This is a genomic window from Streptomyces sp. NPDC086766, assembly GCF_044746005.1.
In the GTDB taxonomy this organism is placed as follows: domain Bacteria; phylum Actinomycetota; class Actinomycetes; order Streptomycetales; family Streptomycetaceae; genus Streptomyces.
Genome location: NZ_JBIVBI010000002.1, coordinates 419,821 through 436,685 on the forward strand (window position 1 = coordinate 419,821; position 16,865 = coordinate 436,685).

Here is a 16,865-nt window from a genome sequence, read left to right on the forward strand (position 1 = left end):
CCTGAGATCGTGGACTAGTGCGCGGACACTCCGTGTGATCCGGCTGCACGACGCAGACTTGATCGGTCCGGGACCCTGGTGCCCCGGCAGGATCCGAACCTGCGACACCCGCTTCAGGCGAGAGGCTGGTTGATCGATTCGCTGAGCTGCGGCTTCGTGTGACCTCGGGCGTCCCAGGTCATCCCGCCACCCTCCTCGGCTCGGCGCGCGCGTAGTCCTTCTCGGTACCCGCCTGCCGCCTTGGTGGTCCAGCCTGCGAGAGTGGCCCCGTGCTGCTGGAACCTGAGAACACTCTCTTCATTCGTGGTGCCATGCCTGTGCTCCTGCTGGCCGGCGCGCCCGTCCACGATGCCCTGCCGCCCTTGATCGCGCCGGACGGGGCGGTGCCCTCGTGCGAGGGATGGAGCATCGTCCCTCGACTCACCCTGTGCGTCGTAGACGGACCTGGCGACCACGGACTCGTCGTCCCCGCTCTCGCCGCGCCGGTAGTCGGCGGGGCGGACGACGGCACGGCATCGAGCGGCATGGGCGAATGGTGCGCGGACGCGGAACAGGCCGGCGGAGCAGTCGTCATGTCTCTGGACCAGCTACCGGAGACACTCGACTGGTCCGCCCTGCTGTCCTCAGGCACCGCGCGCGGTGGCTTCATGCCTGCGCTGGCCTGATTGCAGGGACGCTGGACTCGCGCGGACAGCATGGCGTCTGCTGACTGCGCGAGCCATGCACCCCCCTGGTTCCGCACCTACCGGACCCGGGGTCCAACGGGGCCTCTTCGTCCCGAGACGGTCGACGCAGGCGCTGCCGTTGCCGTAGGAGCCGTGGTCCCCTGGTCCTTCCAGGTGAGTTCGACGCTCACGCCCCAACTCGTCGGCGCTTTCGGGGGGTCAGGAGCAGACCGTGCCGGCGGCGGGCAGCTTTCCGTCGAGCAGGTAGCGGTTCACCGCGTCCTGCACGCACTTGTCCTTGCTGTCGTACGCGCCGTGCCCCTGCCCCTTGTACGTCAGTTCCACGCCGACGCCCTTGCCCAGCGCGTCCACCATCTTCTTCGCACCCGCGTAAGGAGTCGCCGGATCACCGGTGTTGCCCACGACGAGGATCGGCGCCGACCCGGCCGCGCTCACGTCGGGATGATCGGCCGCGCCCGGTACCGCCCAGTCGGTGCAGCTGAGCATGCCCCAGGCGAGGAAGTCGCCGAACAGCGGGGAGGCGGCCCGGAACTCGGGCAGTTTCCGCTGGATGTAGCCGGCGGTGTAACGCTGCTTCTGGTCGGCGCAGTTGATCGCGACGTTCGCGGCGGTGAGGTTGCTGTACTCGCCGTTGTCGCTGCGGCCGTTCATCGCGTCGGACAGCAGCATGAGGATCTTGCCGTCACCGGCGTAGGCCTGTTGCAGGCCCTGGGTGAGGGCGCCCCACAGGTCCTTGGAGTAGAGGGCCTGCGCGATGCCGTTGGTCGCGGCGGTCTGGGTGAGCCGGCGCGGGAAGATGCCCGCGATCGGCTTGGCGTCGAGGTTCTCGAGCAGCTTGGCGATGCGCTTCTCGACGTCCTGCTGGGTGCTGCCGATCGGGCACGGGGTGCTCTTGGAGACGCAGTCCCGCGCGAAGTTGTCCAGGGCGAGCTGGAAGCCCTTGGCCTGGCCGAGCGAGCCCTGCTCGGGGTTCTGCGTGGGGTCCACGACCGCGTCCAGGACGGCGCGGCCGACGTGCTGGGGGAACAAGTGGGCGTACACGCCGCCCAGTTCCGTGCCGTAGGAGATGCCGAAGTAGTACAGCTTGGGATCGCCGAGCACCTGGCGCATCAGGTCCATGTCGCGGGCCGCGTCGGTGGTGCCCACATGGGGGAGGACCATCGCGGAGTTCTTCTCGCATGCCGCGTTGAACTGCTTGGTGTTGTTCTGGAACCGGGTGCGCTCGGCGGCGTCGTCGGGCGTCCCGTCCTGCTGGAAGTACCGGTCGAGCTGTGCGTCGCTCTCGCACTTCACCCCCGCGCTGCGGCCCACCCCGCGCGGGTCGAAGCTCACCAGGTCGTAGCGCGTGCGCAGCTTGGTGTAGTCCTGGCCGACCGCGGGGAGAGTGCTGACGCCGGAGCCGCCGGGGCCGCCGAAGTTGAAGATCAGTGAGCCGATGCGGGCGCCGGGACCGCTCGCCCTGGCCCGGATCAGGGCGATGTCGATGGTGTCGCCGTTGGGCTTGTTCCAGTCCAGGGGCGCCTTCATCGTGGCGCACTGCCACTTGCCGCCGTTCGGCAGCGGCGACGGCGCGGCGCCGCCGCCCTCCGACGCGGACGGGGCGGGGCAGTCTTTCCAGGTGAGCTGCTGCGCCGACGGGTCGCCGTCTCCGGAACCTCCGCCGCAGCCCGCCAACGCGGAGGACAGCAGGAGGGCGGTAGCGGTCAGGACGGCGGTGCGCAGCCCGCGGGGGTTCTGCATACCTTCATCCTCACGCCGCGGGCGGCAACCCGCGCGGGACGTGGGCCGTCCGGGGGACGGACCGTCCGGGGCGCGGACCGTCTGGCATAGGGACCGTCCGGCATACGGGCCGTCCGGCGTGAGGGCGGCGGCGCGAGTACGGACCGTCCGGCGTAAGGGCGGCGGCCCGAGGACCGTGCGGCGTGAGGGCGGCGGCCCGGCTACAGGCCGTATGAAGTACGCGCCATCCCGGCCACGGCCCGGACCGTCCTGGATACGCCGTGCCCGGCGCCCTACAGGGCGCCCTTGCGCGTCAGGTGGTTGAAGGCCAGCCAGCCCGGCAGCACCGGCAGCCACAGGGTCAGCAGCCGGAACATCAGCACCGCGGGAGCGGCCACCTCCTTGGGCAGGCCCACGGCGATCAGACCGACCGTGAGGGTCGCCTCGACCGCGCCCACGCCGCCCGGCGTCGGGGCGGCGGAACCGAGCGCGTTGCCCGCCAGGAAGACGACCGCGACACTGGCGAGGCTGACCGAGGTGGAGGTGTCGCCGAACGCCCGGATCGACGCGTCCAGGCACATCACGAAGCAGAAGGTCAGCAGCAGCATCCCGCCGATGCCGGTGACCAGCTTCTGCGGCCGCTGCAGCACGTCCAGCATGCGCGGCACGACCCCCGCGAACAGCGACCGTACGCGCGTGACGACGAACTTCCGCAGGAACGGCACCGACGTGACCACGAGGACCAGCACCGCGACCGTCAGCAGACCCGCGATGACCGTGCGGGACGGCGACAGCGACGGCGTCTTCTCGGTGCCGGTCAGATAGCCGAAGGACAGCAGCATCAGGATGTGGCAGCCCAGTCCGAACAGCTGGGAGGCACCGACGCTCGCCACGGCCAGCCCCGGCCGCACCCCGGCCCGCTGCAGGAACCGCGTGTTCAGGGCGACCCCGCCGACCGCGGCGGGCGCCACGATCTTCACGAAGGAGCCGGCGACCTGCGCCGCCACGGTCCGCAGGAACGGCACCCGCTCCGGCACGAACCCCAGCAGCGCCATCGCCGCCGCCACGTAGCTGAGCGCCGAGAACAGCACCGCGGCCACCACCCAGCCCCACTGCGCGTGGGCGAAGAGCGTGCCGAACTCGATGTGCGTGAGCTGCGTCAGGAGGTAGTACGCGCCGATGGCACCGGCGATGAAACTGATCAGCGTGCGCGGCCGCACCCGCTCCAGCCGGGCCGGCTCGACCGGGGCCTGCGGCCTGATCCGCAGCACCTGGTGCCGGATCTGCGTGAGCAGGTCCTCCTCGCGGGCCTCGTCCATGGCCTCGTCGAGGGCGCGCTTCTCCGCCCGCGCCTCGGCGCGCACGGTCTTCTTGTCCGGCTTCTCCGGTACCGCCCCGGCCTCCTCGGCGGCCTGTTCCAGCCGCGCCTGCTTGGCCTGCCGGGACGCCTCCAGAACCGCCTCGCGCTCCCGGTGCGCACGCTCCCGGCCCAGCCTGCGCAGGGTCGCGCGGGTGCTGCGGGTCAGTGCGATGGGCTGGAGCATCGGGAGGCAGTCGGCGACCGCGTCGGGGCCCAGGACGCCGACCGCGGAGGCCACGGACCGCTCGGCGCCCACCCTGAGACCGAGCGTGGTCAGCAGCTGGGCGATGTCCATGCGCAGCAGCAGATCGCCGGCCGCGATCTCGCCGCCGCGCATGTCGGTGAGGATCACCCTGCCGGAACGATCCACCAGGATCGCGTCGCCCGCCAGCCTGCGGTGCGCGATGCGCCGGGACTGCAGGGCCCGCACCTGCTGCCAGGTGTGCCGCAGCAGTTCGTCGGTGATCTCCTCGTCGTCCAGCGAGTCGAGGGTCCGCCCGCCGGTGTGCTCGTAGACGAGCATCACGGCGTCGGGGCCGAGTTCGGAGGTGGCGATCAGCTTGGGCGCGTGGGCGCCGGCCGCGATGGCCGCGTAGGCGAGCAGGGCCTCCTGCTCCAGGGCCTGGCGCAGCGACTGCAGGCTGCTGCGGGTGGCGAAGCCACGCAGGGTGAGGTTGCGCCAGACGCGGTAGAAGAAGCCCTGTGCCTGTTGCTCGCGGTCGACGACCGTGACGTCCAGGGGCGGGCCGTCCTCCAGGGTGACGAAGTAGCGCCGGCCGCGGTCGCCGTTGTCGGCGGTGTCCGCGGCCTCCTCGCGGGCGGCGCTCACCGGGTGGAAGCCGACGGTCCGCAGTCCCGCCATCAGCGTCCGGCCGGTGGGCCGCACGTTCGGCGAGCCCACCGCGTACAGCGTGCCGTAGGCGACGGTCCAGCCGATGAGCACCGTCAGGATGATCGAGAACGGTGTCGTGTAGCCGGTGACCAGCATCGAGAACGCGTCGAGCGTCAGCACGATCCACAGCACCGCGCGCCACCGCGGTCTGCGGGACATGCCGACCGCCGTCATGTACGCGATGACGGGGGCGAGATAGCCGTGCACCGGGTCGGTCAGGGCGTGGATGTCGCCCGGGGAGGGCTGGGTGAGCGCATCCTGGATCGAGCCGGGCGCGGCCTTGGCGACCCACAGGTCGGTGGCGAGTGTCACTCCGTGCGCCAGGACGGCCGCGAGCACGCCGTCGGCGATGCGCAACCCGTCCCGTTTGATCAACCGCTCGATCGCGAAGGCCACCGGCACCAGCAGGATCGCGATGCTCGACGCCAGTCCGGCGATCTTGATCAGCAGGTCGGGCGCCTGCCCGGTGCCCTTGTTGATGTCCTGTTCCAGGCCCGAGGTGGTGCCGTGCGCGAACGCGGCGATGGCCAGCAGTACGACGATGCCGAGCAGGCCCACCAGCAGCCGCATCAGGTCCGAGGGACGGTGCACGCGCGCGGGGAGCAGCGGTTCGTCCCCCTCGAGTTCGTCGATGTGCGTCACATCGGCGTCCACGCGGGACCGCTTCTCCGCCTTGCCGCGGCCGGGATTCCTGCGGTCCGTCGTCTCGGACCGGCTCTCGGGCTTCCCAGGGTCCGGCTTCCCGGACCGGCTCTCGGGCTTCCCAAGGTCCGGCTTCTCGGACCGGGGCCCTGACTTCCTACGGTCCGGCTCCTCGGACCGGGGCCCTGACTTCTCCTGGGCCGTCCCGCCGGGCCGGTCGCCCGTCCGCGTGCCGTCCGTGTCGCCGGTTCCCGGGCGCGACGAGACCCCAGAGGTGCCCTCCGCGTCGTCGGGGTGCACACCCTGCTGCTTCATGGTCTCTTCTTGGTCTCGTATCACCGGTCACCGCCCGCACGATGGTGGCATGCCCCACCGACACACGGGGGCATCAGGGTGCAAATGCGGGATCGCACAGTCTGCCCGAAGCGCCGCTTCGGGGCGAAGGCCACGCACGGTAACGACCACGTCACGGTGTCGGTGCGGTGCGGCAGGATGGGTCGGATGAGCGACGAGAGCCTTGCCGACGCCGGCCCCCCGGAGCCCCCGGAGCCCCGAGGAGCGCTGCCCGAGTACGCCGAGCGGGTCCTCGAGGTCGCCGAGCTCATACCGCCGGGCCGCGTCATGACGTACGGGGACGTGGCCGAATGGCTGGGGGAGGGCGGACCGCGTCAGGTCGGGCAGGTGATGGCCCTCTACGGCGGACCCGTCCCGTGGTGGCGTGTGGTCCGCGCCGACGGCGTCCTGCTCCCCGGACACGAACTGCGTGCGCTCGGCCACTACCGCACCGAGGGCACGCCCCTGAAGGAGGCGGGCAGGGCGGCCGAAGGCCACGTGCCGCGCATCGACATGAAGCGGGCCCGCTGGGACGGCGGCGAACGTGCGGAGCGTCACACCTGACAGCTTCCGCCATCGGACGGGACCGCGGGGAGCCCGTGGCCCGTACGGGGGAATCGGGGCACGTCCGCGCCATGACGTACGTTCGTGATTCGAGGGACACACGTGACCGGAGCGTCGGGAGGGAAGAAGGGGAAGCCCTGCTTCCGCGTCGGCGGTCGGCGTAGCGTCTGCTCCACGTGTCCCCCTCATCCCGCGGCCACCGCCTTTCCCATCCGGCGGCCCGGCCGCCCGTCGGCGCCGCGCGCCGGCAGTGACCGACAGCAGCACACCCACCAGGACCGGCGAACCACGTGAGCTCCTCTTCCTCCACCAGGCGCCTGTCGCACCCCCAGGTGCGACAGGGGAACCGTGGCGCTTACCGACTGGTGCGTACCCCACCGGCCCGACGGGATCCCCCTCGTCTTGACGCCGCACAGCGCGCCGTGGTTGACCACGAGAGAGGTCCTTTGCTCGTCCTCGCGGGTCCGGGCACCGGCAAGACCACCACGCTGGTGGAGTCCGTGGCCGCGCGCATCGCCCGCGGCGGGGACCCCGAGCGGATCCTGGTGCTGACGTTCAGCCGCAAGGCGGCCGTCGAGCTGCGCGACCGCATGGCCGCACGGACCGGTGCGGCCCGCGCGCCCCGGGCGACCACCTTCCACTCGTTCTGCTACGCCCTGGTCCGCGCCCATCAGGACAGCGAGCTGTTCGTGGAGCCGATGCGGCTGCTGTCCGGCCCCGAACAGGACGTGACCGTCCGCGACCTGCTCGCGGGCCAGGTGGACCTGGAGCGGCTGGGCCTCGCGCACGTGCGCTGGCCGGACGAGCTGCGCGCCTGCCTGACCACCCGCGGCTTCGCCGACGAGGTGCGCGCGGTCCTCGCCCGCAGCCGCGAACTGGGCCTCGGCGCCGACGCCCTGGCGGCCTTCGCGCGGCGCATCGGCCGCCCCGACTGGCAGGCCGCCGCCGCGTTCCTCGCCGAGTACCTCGACGTGCTCGACCTGCAGGGCGTCCTCGACTACGCGGAACTCGTCCACCGCGCGGTGCTCCTCGCCCGCCGCCCCGAGGTCGCCGGGCGCCTCGCCGCGCAGTACGACGCGGTCTTCGTCGACGAGTACCAGGACACCGACCCCGCCCAGGTACGCCTGCTGCACGCCCTCGCCGGTGGTGGCCGCACCCTGCTCGCCTTCGGCGACCCCGACCAGTCGATCTACACCTTCCGGGGCGCGGACGTGAACGGCATCCTGGAGTTCCCGCAGGCCTTCCCGCGCGCGGACGGCCGCCCCGCGCCGGTGCGGGTGCTGCGCACGTCCCGCCGCTCCGCCGCCGCGCTGCTGACCGCGACCCGCCTGCTGACCCGGCGGATGCCCCTCACCCGCCTCCCGGCCGACCAGGTGCGCGCCCACCGGGAGCTGACCCCGGTCCGCGACGGCGGCAGGGTCGAGGTCTGCACGTACCCGACGCCCGGCACCGAGCTGGACAACATCGCCGACATCCTGCGCCGGGCCCACCTGGAGGAGGGCGTCCCCTGGGGCGAGATGGCGGTCCTGGTCCGCGCCGGCGGCCGTACGATCCCGGCGGTCCGGCGTGCCCTCACGGTCGCGGGCGTGCCCCTGGACGTCGACGGCGACGACCTGCCACTGCGCCACGAACCGGCGGTGGCCCCCCTGCTGACGGCACTGCGGGCGGTGGCGACGGCGGAGGCGTCGCGGCCCGCGGCAGCACCCGCATCGATACCCGGACCCGCATCGGCACCCGAAACGGGGCCGGAACCCGAGCCGGCACCTGGGCCCGAGTGGGGACAGGAGCCCGAGTCCGATCTCGGACCCGAGCCGGAACCCGAACTGGAATCTGAGTCCGGGTCGGAACGCGAGGCCGAATCCGAGCCCGGGCCGCAGCCCACCCCTGACACCTGCTGGCTCGACACCGAGACCGCCCTCACCCTCCTCGCCTCCCCCCTCGCGGGCATGGACGCCGCCGATCTGCGCCGTCTGGGCCGTGCGCTGCGCGAGGAGGAGCGGGCCGGGGGCAACCTCCTGCCGCCGCCCTCGGACGAGCTGCTCGCACGGGCGCTCGCGGAGCCGGAGCGCCTGGTCGCGCACGACCCGGCGTACGCGCGGGGCGCCCAGCGCCTCGGCGCGCTGCTCAGGAAGGCCAGGGAGCGCCTCGCGGGCGGCGGCACGGCCGAGGAGGCGCTCTGGGACCTCTGGGAGGGCACCCCCTGGCCCGCACGCCTGGAGCGGGCCGCCCGCCGGGGAGGCGCCGCGGGACGGAACGCGGACCGGGACCTGGACGCCGTCTGCGCGCTGTTCGCGACGGCGGCCCGCGCGGAGGAGCGCACCGGCGGCCGGGGCGCCCTGAACTTCCTGGAGGAGGTCGAGGCACAGGACATCGCCGCCGACACGCTGACCCGGCGCGCCGTGCGCCCCGACGCCGTACGCCTGATGACCGCGCACCGCTCCAAGGGACTCCAGTGGCGCCTGGTGGTGGTCGCCGGCGTGCAGGAGGGCCTGTGGCCGGACCTGCGGCGCCGCGGCTCCCTGCTGGAGGCCGACCGCATCGGCCGCGACGGACTCGCCGAGCCGCTCACCCCCGGAGCGCTGCTGGCCGAGGAGCGCCGCCTGTTCTACGTGGCCGCCACCCGCGCGCGTGAGCGTCTCGTGGTGACCGCGGTGAAGGCCCCCGCCGACGACGGCGACCAGCCCTCCCGGTTCCTCACCGAACTCGGCGTCGAACCCAGGGACGTCACCGGCCGTCCGCGCCGCCCGCTCGCCGTCGCGGCACTGGTCGCCGAACTGCGCGCCACGACGGTGGACCACCAGGTCTCCGACACCCTCCGGGAGGCCGCCGCGCACCGGCTGGCCCGGCTCGCCGCGCTCGCCGACGAGGACGGCCGCCCGCTGGTGCCCGCCGCCCACCCCGACCGCTGGTGGGGCCTGGCCGAGCCGACCGAGAGCAGGGCGCCGCTGCGCGACCGCGACCAGCCCGTCGTGCTCTCCGGCAGCGCCCTCGACCAGCTCGCCAACACCTGTGCCCTGCAGTGGTTCCTCGGCCGCGAGGTGAAGGCCGACACCCCCGCGACCGCCGCCCAGGGCTTCGGCAACGTGGTGCACGTCCTCGCCGACGAGGTCGCCTCCGGACGGACCCCCGCCGACCTCGCGGTCCTCATGGAGCGCCTGGAGACGGTGTGGAACGCGCTCGCCTTCGACGCGCCGTGGAAGTCGGCGCAGGAGAGGGAGAACGCGCGCGTGGCGCTGGAACGCTTCCTTGAGTGGCACGTCCTGGAGCGCGCCGGCCGTACGCCGGTGGCCAGCGAGCACGACTTCGACGTGACCCTGGAGGCGGGCGAGCACCAGGTCCGCATCCGCGGCTCCATGGACCGCGTCGAGGCCGACGGCGACGGCCGCGCCTACGTCGTCGACTTCAAGACGGGCAAGCAGGCACCCACCTCCGCCGAGGTCGCCCGCCACCCGCAGCTCGCCGTCTACCAGCTCGCCGTCCGCGAGGGCGCCGTGGACGAGGTATTCGACGGGCGGCGCCCCGAGCCGGGCGGCGCCGAACTCGTGCAGTTGCGCCAGGGCGCGGCGAAACGGGACGGCGGCGAGGCCCTGCCGAAGGTGCAGGCGCAGGAGCCGCTGGAGGGCGAGTGGGTCGGCGACCTGCTGGCCACCGCCGCCGGAAAGGTCCTCGACGAACGCTTCACCCCGACCGCCGGGCAGCACTGCACGCACTGCGCGTTCCGGTCCTCATGCAGCGCGCGGCCGGAAGGCCACCACGTCGTCGAGTGAGCGGGCGACCCGGAAGGGGCTTCGCCGTCGCCCCCTGACCGGGTGCCTCCGGAAGCCGGGCCTCGCCGCCGCCGAGTGAGCCGGCGCCTCCGGAAGCCCGGGCTTCGCCGTCGCCGAATGACCGGGCGCCTCCGCATGCCGCCCTCGCCGTCGGCGAGCGGACGCTCGCGGCTCCTGTGACCGACCGCACCCCACGGGGTGACCTGCTTCTCCGCGGTCCCGGGGCGGCCGCCGGGCACGGGCTGTCAGTGGGCGCCGCTAGCCTCTCTGACGTGCCAGCCCGTATCACCGATCCCGAGCAGCTCAAGGAGCTCCTCGGGATTCCGTTCACCCCGGAGCAGACGGCGTGCGTCATCGCGCCGCCCGCCCCGCAGGTGATCGTGGCCGGCGCCGGATCCGGCAAGACGACCGTGATGGCGGCCCGCGTGGTCTGGCTGGTCGGCACCGGGCAGGTCGCCCCCGAGCAGGTCCTCGGCCTGACCTTCACCAACAAGGCCGCCGGCGAGCTGGCCGAGCGCGTCCGCAAGGCGCTGGTGAAGGCCGGCGTCACCGACCCCGACGCGATCGACCCCGACAACCCGCCGGGCGAGCCGGTGATCTCCACCTACCACGCGTTCGCCGGGCGGCTCCTGACCGACCACGGCCTGCGCATCGGGCTCGAGCCCACCGCCCGGCTGCTCGCCGACGCCACCCGCTACCAGCTCGCCGCGCGCGTGCTGCGCGAGGCCCCGGGGCCGTACCCGGCGCTCACCCGCTCGTTCGCGGACCTGGTCGGCGACCTCCTCGCCCTCGACGCCGAGCTGTCCGAGCACCTCGTACGCCCCGAGGAGCTGCGCGCCTGGGACGCCGGCCTGCTCCACACCCTGGAGAGCGCCAAGCTCACCAACGCCGACCTGCGCAAGGTCCCCGAGACGGCGGCCGCCCGCCGCGCGCTGGCCGAGCTGGTGCTCCGCTACCGGGCCGCCAAACGCGACCGGGACCTGCTCGACTTCGGCGACCAGATCGCCCTGGCGGCGCGGCTCGGCCGGCTCCCCGAGGTCGGCCGCACGCTGCGCGACGAGTTCCGCGTGGTCCTCCTCGACGAGTACCAGGACACCTCGGTCGCCCAGCGCATCCTGCTGGCCGGCCTCTTCGGCGGCGGCACCGGCCATCCGGTCACGGCGGTCGGCGACCCCTGCCAGGCGATCTACGGCTGGCGCGGCGCCTCCGTCGCCAACCTCGACGACTTCCCCGAGCACTTCGCGCACGCCGACGGCCGCCCCGCCACCCGCCGGGCGCTCAGCGAGAACCGCCGCAGCGGCGGCCGCCTCCTCGACCTCGCCAACGGCCTCGCCGAGCCCCTGCGCGCCATGCACGCGGGCGTGGAGGCCCTCCGTCCCGCTCCCGGCGCCGAACGGGACGGCCTGGTGCGCTGCGCGCTGCTGCACACCCACGCCGAGGAGATCGACTGGGTGGCCGACTCGATCGCCCACCTCGTCCGCACGGGGAAGGCGCCCGGCGAGATCGCCGTACTGTGCCGGACGGCCGGCGACTTCGCCCAGATCCAGGGCGCGCTGGTCGCGCGGGACGTCCCGGTCGAGGTGGTCGGCCTGTCCGGGCTGCTGCACCTGCCCGAGGTCGCCGACCTGGTGGCCGTCTGCGAGGTACTGCAGGACCCCGGCGCCAACGCGTCCCTGGTCCGGCTGCTGACCGGCCCGCGCTGGCGCATCGGCCCCCGTGACCTCGCCCTCCTGGGGCGGCGGGCGAGGCGGCTCGTCGCCCACGCGCGCGCGGACGCCGGCGACGACCCGGACCGCCGGCTCGCCGAAGCCGTCGAGGGCGTCGACCCGGCCGAGGTGATCTCGCTCGCCGACGCGCTCGACACCTTCCTGGGGACCTCGCTGGACGGCGGCGGGGACGACGACGGGCTGCCGTTCTCCCCGGCCGCGCGCGTGCGGTTCGCCCGGCTCGCCGAGGAGCTGCGCGACCTGCGCCGCTCCCTGTCCGACCCGCTGATGGACGTCCTGCACCGGGTCCTCGCCGTCACCGGCCTCGAAGTGGAACTGTCGGCGTCCCCGCACGCGCTGGCCGCCCGCCGCCGCGAGACCCTGTCCAACTTCCTGGACGTCGCCGCCTCCTTCGCCGCCGGCGACGGCGAGGCGACCCTGCTGGCCTTCCTCGCCTTCCTGCGCACCGCCGCCCAGTACGAGAAGGGCCTCGACAACGCGCTGCCCGGCGGCGAGAACACCGTCAAGGTGCTCACCGCGCACAAGTCCAAGGGCCTGGAGTGGGACGTCGTCGCCGTCCCCGGCCTGGTCACCGGCGCCTTTCCCAGCGGCCAGGGCCGCGAGAAGTGGACCGCTCAGGGCAAGGTCCTGCCGCACGCGCTGCGCGGCGACGCGGACACCCTGCCCGACGTCGAGTCCTGGGACTCCCGCGGCATGAAGGCCTTCCACGAGGCCATGAAGGAGCACCAGCACACCGAGGAGCTCCGCCTCGGCTACGTCACCTTCACCCGCCCCCGCTCCCTGCTCCTCGGCTCCGGCCACTGGTGGGGCCCCAGCCAGAAGAAGCCCCGCGGTCCGTCCGACTTCCTCCAGGCCCTGTACGACCACTGCGCCGCCGGGTACGGCGAGATCGACGCGTGGGCGGACGAGCCGGGGGAGGACGAGGAGAACCCCGCCCTGCGGAGCGCGGCCGCCGACCAGGTCTGGCCCCTGCCCCTGGACGAGACCGCCCTGGCCCGTCGCCGCGCCGCCGCCGCGACGGTTCTCGCCCACCTCGACCGGCTCGCCCCCCGCGCGGGCGCCCACCCGGCAGCCACCTCAGCCCCGGACACCCACGAGGACCCGGACTGGCCCACACCCCCGGACGACGAGCCGCCGTACGGCGATCAGCGCCACGCCGAGCAGTCCTACGAGGAGCCCTACGAGCAGTCCCACGACGAACAGCTCTACAACGAGGACGCGCCCTTCCCCGACGACGGCCCCTTTCAGGAAGACGACCCCTTCCAAGAGGACGGCTCCTTCCTGGAAGACGACCTCTTCGCGGACGACGCCCCCCTCCCCGAGGACGCTTTCTTCGGCGAAGCCGATCCCACGACCGAGGACACGGCCGCCACCCACGCGCGCAAGGGCACCCGCCCGACGGTCCCGCACCAGGCCGCTCCACCGCACCACGCCGCGGCACCGGAGCGGCCCTCCGTACCGGCGCCCGCCCGTCACCATTCCGCCTCGCCCACACCACCGGCGTCACAGGCCTCACCGGGATCCACCCCAGCCCTCACCCCGGAGGAGGCCCGGGCCGTCGCCTCCTGGGACCGCGACCTCGACGCGCTCACCGGCGAACTCCGGCGCGCCCGGCAGAGCGTCACGGACGTACCCCTGCCGATGACGCTCACCGCGTCGCAGCTGCTGCACCTGGCCGCCGACCCGGACGGGTTCGCGCGGGAACTCGCGCGCCCCATGCCGCGCCCCCCGCAACCCGCCGCGCGCCGAGGCACCCGCTTCCACGCTTGGGTGGAGGCCCGCTTCGAAGAGCTCACGCTGCCCCTGCTGGAGCCGGAGGAACTGCCCGGCGGCGACGCCGAGATCGCCGACGAACGCGACCTGGAGATGCTCAAGGAAGCCTTCGAACGCACGGTGTACGCGCACCGCACGCCCTACCGGGTCGAGGCCCCCTTCCAGGTGGCGATCGCCGGGCGCGTCGTCAGGGGCCGCATCGACGCCGTCTACAAGGAGGGCGACGGCGACTCGGCGACGTACGAGATCGTCGACTGGAAGACCGGTCGCGACGGCACCGCCGATCCGCTCCAGCTCGCCGTGTACCGCCTCGCCTGGGCCGAGCAGCGCGGCGTCCCCCCGGAGCGGGTCACGGCCGCGTTCTTGTACGTGCGCAGCGGCGAGGTCGTACGCCCCCGGGGTCTGCCGGACCGGGCCGCGCTGGAACGGCTGCTGCTGGCGGAGCCGCAGTGTGACGAACCGCCCGAACAGGATGTCGTCGCGGGCCGATAGGCTCGGGGCCATGAGCCAGACCCCGGACAGCGCCGTCCGCACGTACATCGAGCAGCACCGCGCCGCCTTCCTCGACGACCTCGCCGAGTGGCTGCGCATCCCCTCCGTGTCGGCCCAGCCGGACCACGCCTCCGATGTACGGCGCAGCGCCGAGTGGCTCGCCGCCAAGCTGAAGGAGACCGGCTTCCCGACCGCCGAGGTCTGGCCGACCCCGGGCGCCCCGGCCGTCTTCGCCGAGTGGCCCGGCGACGACCCCACGGCTCCCACGGTCCTCGTCTACGGGCACCACGACGTGCAGCCCGCCGCCCGCGAGGACGGCTGGGACAGCGAGCCCTTCGAGCCCGTCGTCCGGGACGGCCGTCTCCACGCGCGCGGGGCGGCCGACGACAAGGGCCAGGTGTTGTTCCACACCCTCGGTGTCCGCGCCCACCTCGCCGCCACCGGCCGCACCGCCCCGGCCGTGCACCTGAAGCTGCTGGTCGAGGGCGAGGAGGAGTCCGGCTCCCCGCACTTCCGGGCGCTGGTCGAGCGGCACGCGGACCGGCTCGCCGCCGACGCGGTCATCGTCTCCGACACCGGCATGTGGGCCGAGGACACCCCCACCGTCTGCACCGGCATGCGCGGCCTCGCCGAGTGCGAGATCCGGCTCCACGGCCCCGACCAGGACATCCACTCCGGTTCCTTCGGCGGCGCCGTGCCCAACCCGGCCACCGCCGCCGCCCGCCTGGTCGCCGCCCTGCACGACGAGCACGCGCGCGTGGCGGTCCCCGGCTTCTACGACGGCGTCGTGGAGCTCACCGACCGCGAGCGGGAGCTCTTCGCCGAGCTGCCCTTCGACGAGCGGCGATGGCTGCGCACCGCGAAGTCGTACGCCACCCACGGCGAGGCCGGGTACACCACCCTGGAACGCGTCTGGGCCCGCCCCACCGCCGAGGTCAACGGCATCGGCGGTGGCTACCAGGGGCCCGGCAGCAAGACGATCATCCCGTCCTCGGCCATGGTCAAGCTGTCCTTCCGCCTGGTCGCCGGCCAGGACCCCGGGCACGTCGAGAAGGCGGTGCGCGCCTGGGCCGCCGAGCAGGTGCCCGCGGGGATCCGCCACGAGATCACCTTCAGCTCGGCCACGCGCCCGTGCCTGACGCCCCTGGACCACCCGGCCCTGCAGTCGCTGGTCCGCGCCATGGGCCGCGCCTTCGAGCAGCCGGTCCGCTACACGCGCGAGGGCGGCTCCGGCCCGGCCGCCGACCTCCAGGAGGTCCTCGGCGCCCCGGTGCTGTTCCTGGGCATCTCCGTCCCCTCCGACGGCTGGCACGCCCCCAACGAGAAGGTCGAACTCGACCTCCTGCTCAAGGGAGTCGAGACCAGCGCGTACCTCTGGGGCGATCTCGCGGAGCACTGGCGCGATGCTCCCTGACCGGCGGCCGCCTTCCGGGCCGATGCCCCGCGCGGGGCACACTGGAAGGGCCGCCCCACACCTCCAGGTCCCACCGGACCCGGTCGCCCGCCGCCGCACGTCCCGCTGAACCGCCGCCGAAACAACCGTTGCACCGGGGGAGTTGGAAGCACCCGTGACCACCTGGACCGACCACAACGCCGATCGACCCATCTCGCTCACCGCGCCCAGCGGCATCGACCGGGCCGCCCACCACCGGCTCGACGAGGCCTGGCTGGCCGCGGCGTGGAGCCACCCCTCGACTCGCTGCTTCGTGGTCTCCGGCGGTCAGGTGCTCCTCGACGAGACACCCGACGGACGCACCGAACTCGTCACCACCCCCTCGTTCGAGGCCCCGCTCACCGAGGCGCACCGCTACTTCCTCGGCACGGACGCGGACGGCGTCAGCTACTTCGCGCTGCAGAAGGACGCCCTGCCCGGCCGCATCGACCAGTCGGCCCGCCCGGCGGGACTGCGCGAGGCCGGCCTGCTGCTGTCGCCCCGGGACGCGGGCCTGATGGTGCACGCCGTCGCGCTGGAGAACTGGCAGCGACTGCACCGCTTCTGCTCCCGCTGCGGCGAGCGCACCGTGATCGCGGCGGCCGGTCACATCCGCCGCTGCCCCGCCTGCGGCGCCGAGCACTACCCGCGCACCGACCCGGCCGTGATCATGGCGGTCACCGACGACGAGGACCGCATCCTGCTCGGCCGCCAGGTGCACTGGCCCGAGGGACGCTTCTCCACGCTCGCCGGGTTCGTGGAGCCCGGCGAGTCCATCGAACAGGCGGTGCGCCGCGAGGTGCACGAGGAGGTGGGCATCGCCGTCGGGCAGGTCGAGTACGTCGCCAGCCAGCCCTGGCCGTTCCCGTCCAGTCTCATGCTGGGCTTCCTGGCCCGCGCCACCTCGACCGACATCGAGGTCGACGGCGACGAGATCCACGAGGCCCGCTGGTTCTCCCGCGACGACCTGGGCGCCGCCTTCGACTCCGGCGAGGTGCTGCCCCCGTACGGCATCTCCATCGCGGCCCGCCTGATCGAGCTCTGGTACGGCAAGCCCCTGCCGACGCGGAGCGTCTGACCCGGCGCCCCGGCGCAGCCGACGGCGCCTCGCGCAAGCTCGCGGTGGTCCGTCGCACGGCATGACGAAGCGGTCCCCGACACAGGTCGGGGACCGCTTCGTACGCGTCGGCGCTCCGGTTACGCGCTGATCTTCTGCTTCACCTGGGCGAGCGACGGGTTCGTCAGGGTCGAGCCGTCGGCGAAGAGCACGGTCGGGACCGTCTGGTTTCCGCCATTCGCCTTCTCGACGAACGCCGCGGACTCCGGGTCCAGCTCGATGTTGATCTCGGTGTACGCGATGCCCTCGCGGTCCATCTGGCTCTTCAGCCGGCGGCAGTAGCCGCACCACGTGGTGCTGTACATCGTCACGGAACCCTGCATCTCGCTCGCGCTCCTCAGGCAGCTCGGGGAAGTCGTCC

General features: G+C 73.5%; 9 protein-coding genes. 6 read left to right on the top strand and 3 right to left on the bottom strand.

Features of this window, described 5'->3' with window-relative positions; genetic code table 11:
• Window positions 1-269: 269 nt before the first annotated feature.
• Window positions 270-665 (top strand): hypothetical protein, encoded by a 396-nt coding sequence (locus tag ACIPM1_RS05045; protein WP_402429042.1) that lies wholly within the window; start codon window positions 270-272, stop codon window positions 663-665.
• Between the two features lie 219 nt (window positions 666-884).
• Here ACIPM1_RS05045 and ACIPM1_RS05050 read toward each other — a convergent pair whose 3' ends face one another.
• On the bottom strand, window positions 885-2,426 hold the full coding sequence (locus ACIPM1_RS05050; RefSeq protein ID WP_402429045.1) for an alpha/beta hydrolase: 1,542 nt from the start codon (window positions 2,424-2,426) through the stop codon (window positions 885-887).
• Window positions 2,427-2,698: 272 nt separating this feature from the next.
• Window positions 2,699-5,614, bottom strand: coding sequence for a lysylphosphatidylglycerol synthase domain-containing protein (locus ACIPM1_RS05055; protein WP_402429048.1), 2,916 nt, complete (start codon window positions 5,612-5,614; stop codon window positions 2,699-2,701).
• A 186-nt stretch (window positions 5,615-5,800) separates the two neighbouring features.
• Between ACIPM1_RS05055 and ACIPM1_RS05060 the strand changes: the two genes are divergently transcribed.
• The 5 genes from ACIPM1_RS05060 to nudC all read left to right on the top strand — a co-directional run bounded on the left by ACIPM1_RS05060 (window position 5,801) and on the right by nudC (window position 16,465).
• Complete coding sequence (locus ACIPM1_RS05060) at window positions 5,801-6,196, top strand: MGMT family protein (RefSeq protein ID WP_402429051.1); 396 nt, start codon at window positions 5,801-5,803, stop codon at window positions 6,194-6,196.
• 290 nt (window positions 6,197-6,486) lie between these two features.
• Window positions 6,487-9,963, top strand: coding sequence for an ATP-dependent helicase (locus ACIPM1_RS05065; RefSeq protein ID WP_402429053.1), 3,477 nt, complete (start codon window positions 6,487-6,489; stop codon window positions 9,961-9,963).
• A gap of 272 nt (window positions 9,964-10,235) precedes the next feature.
• Window positions 10,236-13,955 (top strand): UvrD-helicase domain-containing protein, encoded by a 3,720-nt coding sequence (locus ACIPM1_RS05070; RefSeq protein ID WP_402429056.1) that lies wholly within the window; start codon window positions 10,236-10,238, stop codon window positions 13,953-13,955.
• Between the two features lie 10 nt (window positions 13,956-13,965).
• Entirely contained in the window at window positions 13,966-15,369 is a 1,404-nt protein-coding gene (locus ACIPM1_RS05075; protein WP_402429059.1) for a dipeptidase, read from the top strand.
• A 142-nt stretch (window positions 15,370-15,511) separates the two neighbouring features.
• Window positions 15,512-16,465: an NAD(+) diphosphatase gene (nudC, locus tag ACIPM1_RS05080; protein ID WP_402429062.1), complete on the top strand. Its 954-nt coding sequence runs from the start codon at window positions 15,512-15,514 to the stop codon at window positions 16,463-16,465.
• A 119-nt stretch (window positions 16,466-16,584) separates the two neighbouring features.
• Here the strand turns inward: nudC and ACIPM1_RS05085 are convergent, their stop codons facing one another.
• A complete protein-coding gene (locus ACIPM1_RS05085; RefSeq protein WP_356185894.1) occupies window positions 16,585-16,827 on the bottom strand; it encodes a mycoredoxin in 243 nt (80 codons plus the stop codon).
• Between the last annotated feature and the right edge of the window lie 38 nt (window positions 16,828-16,865).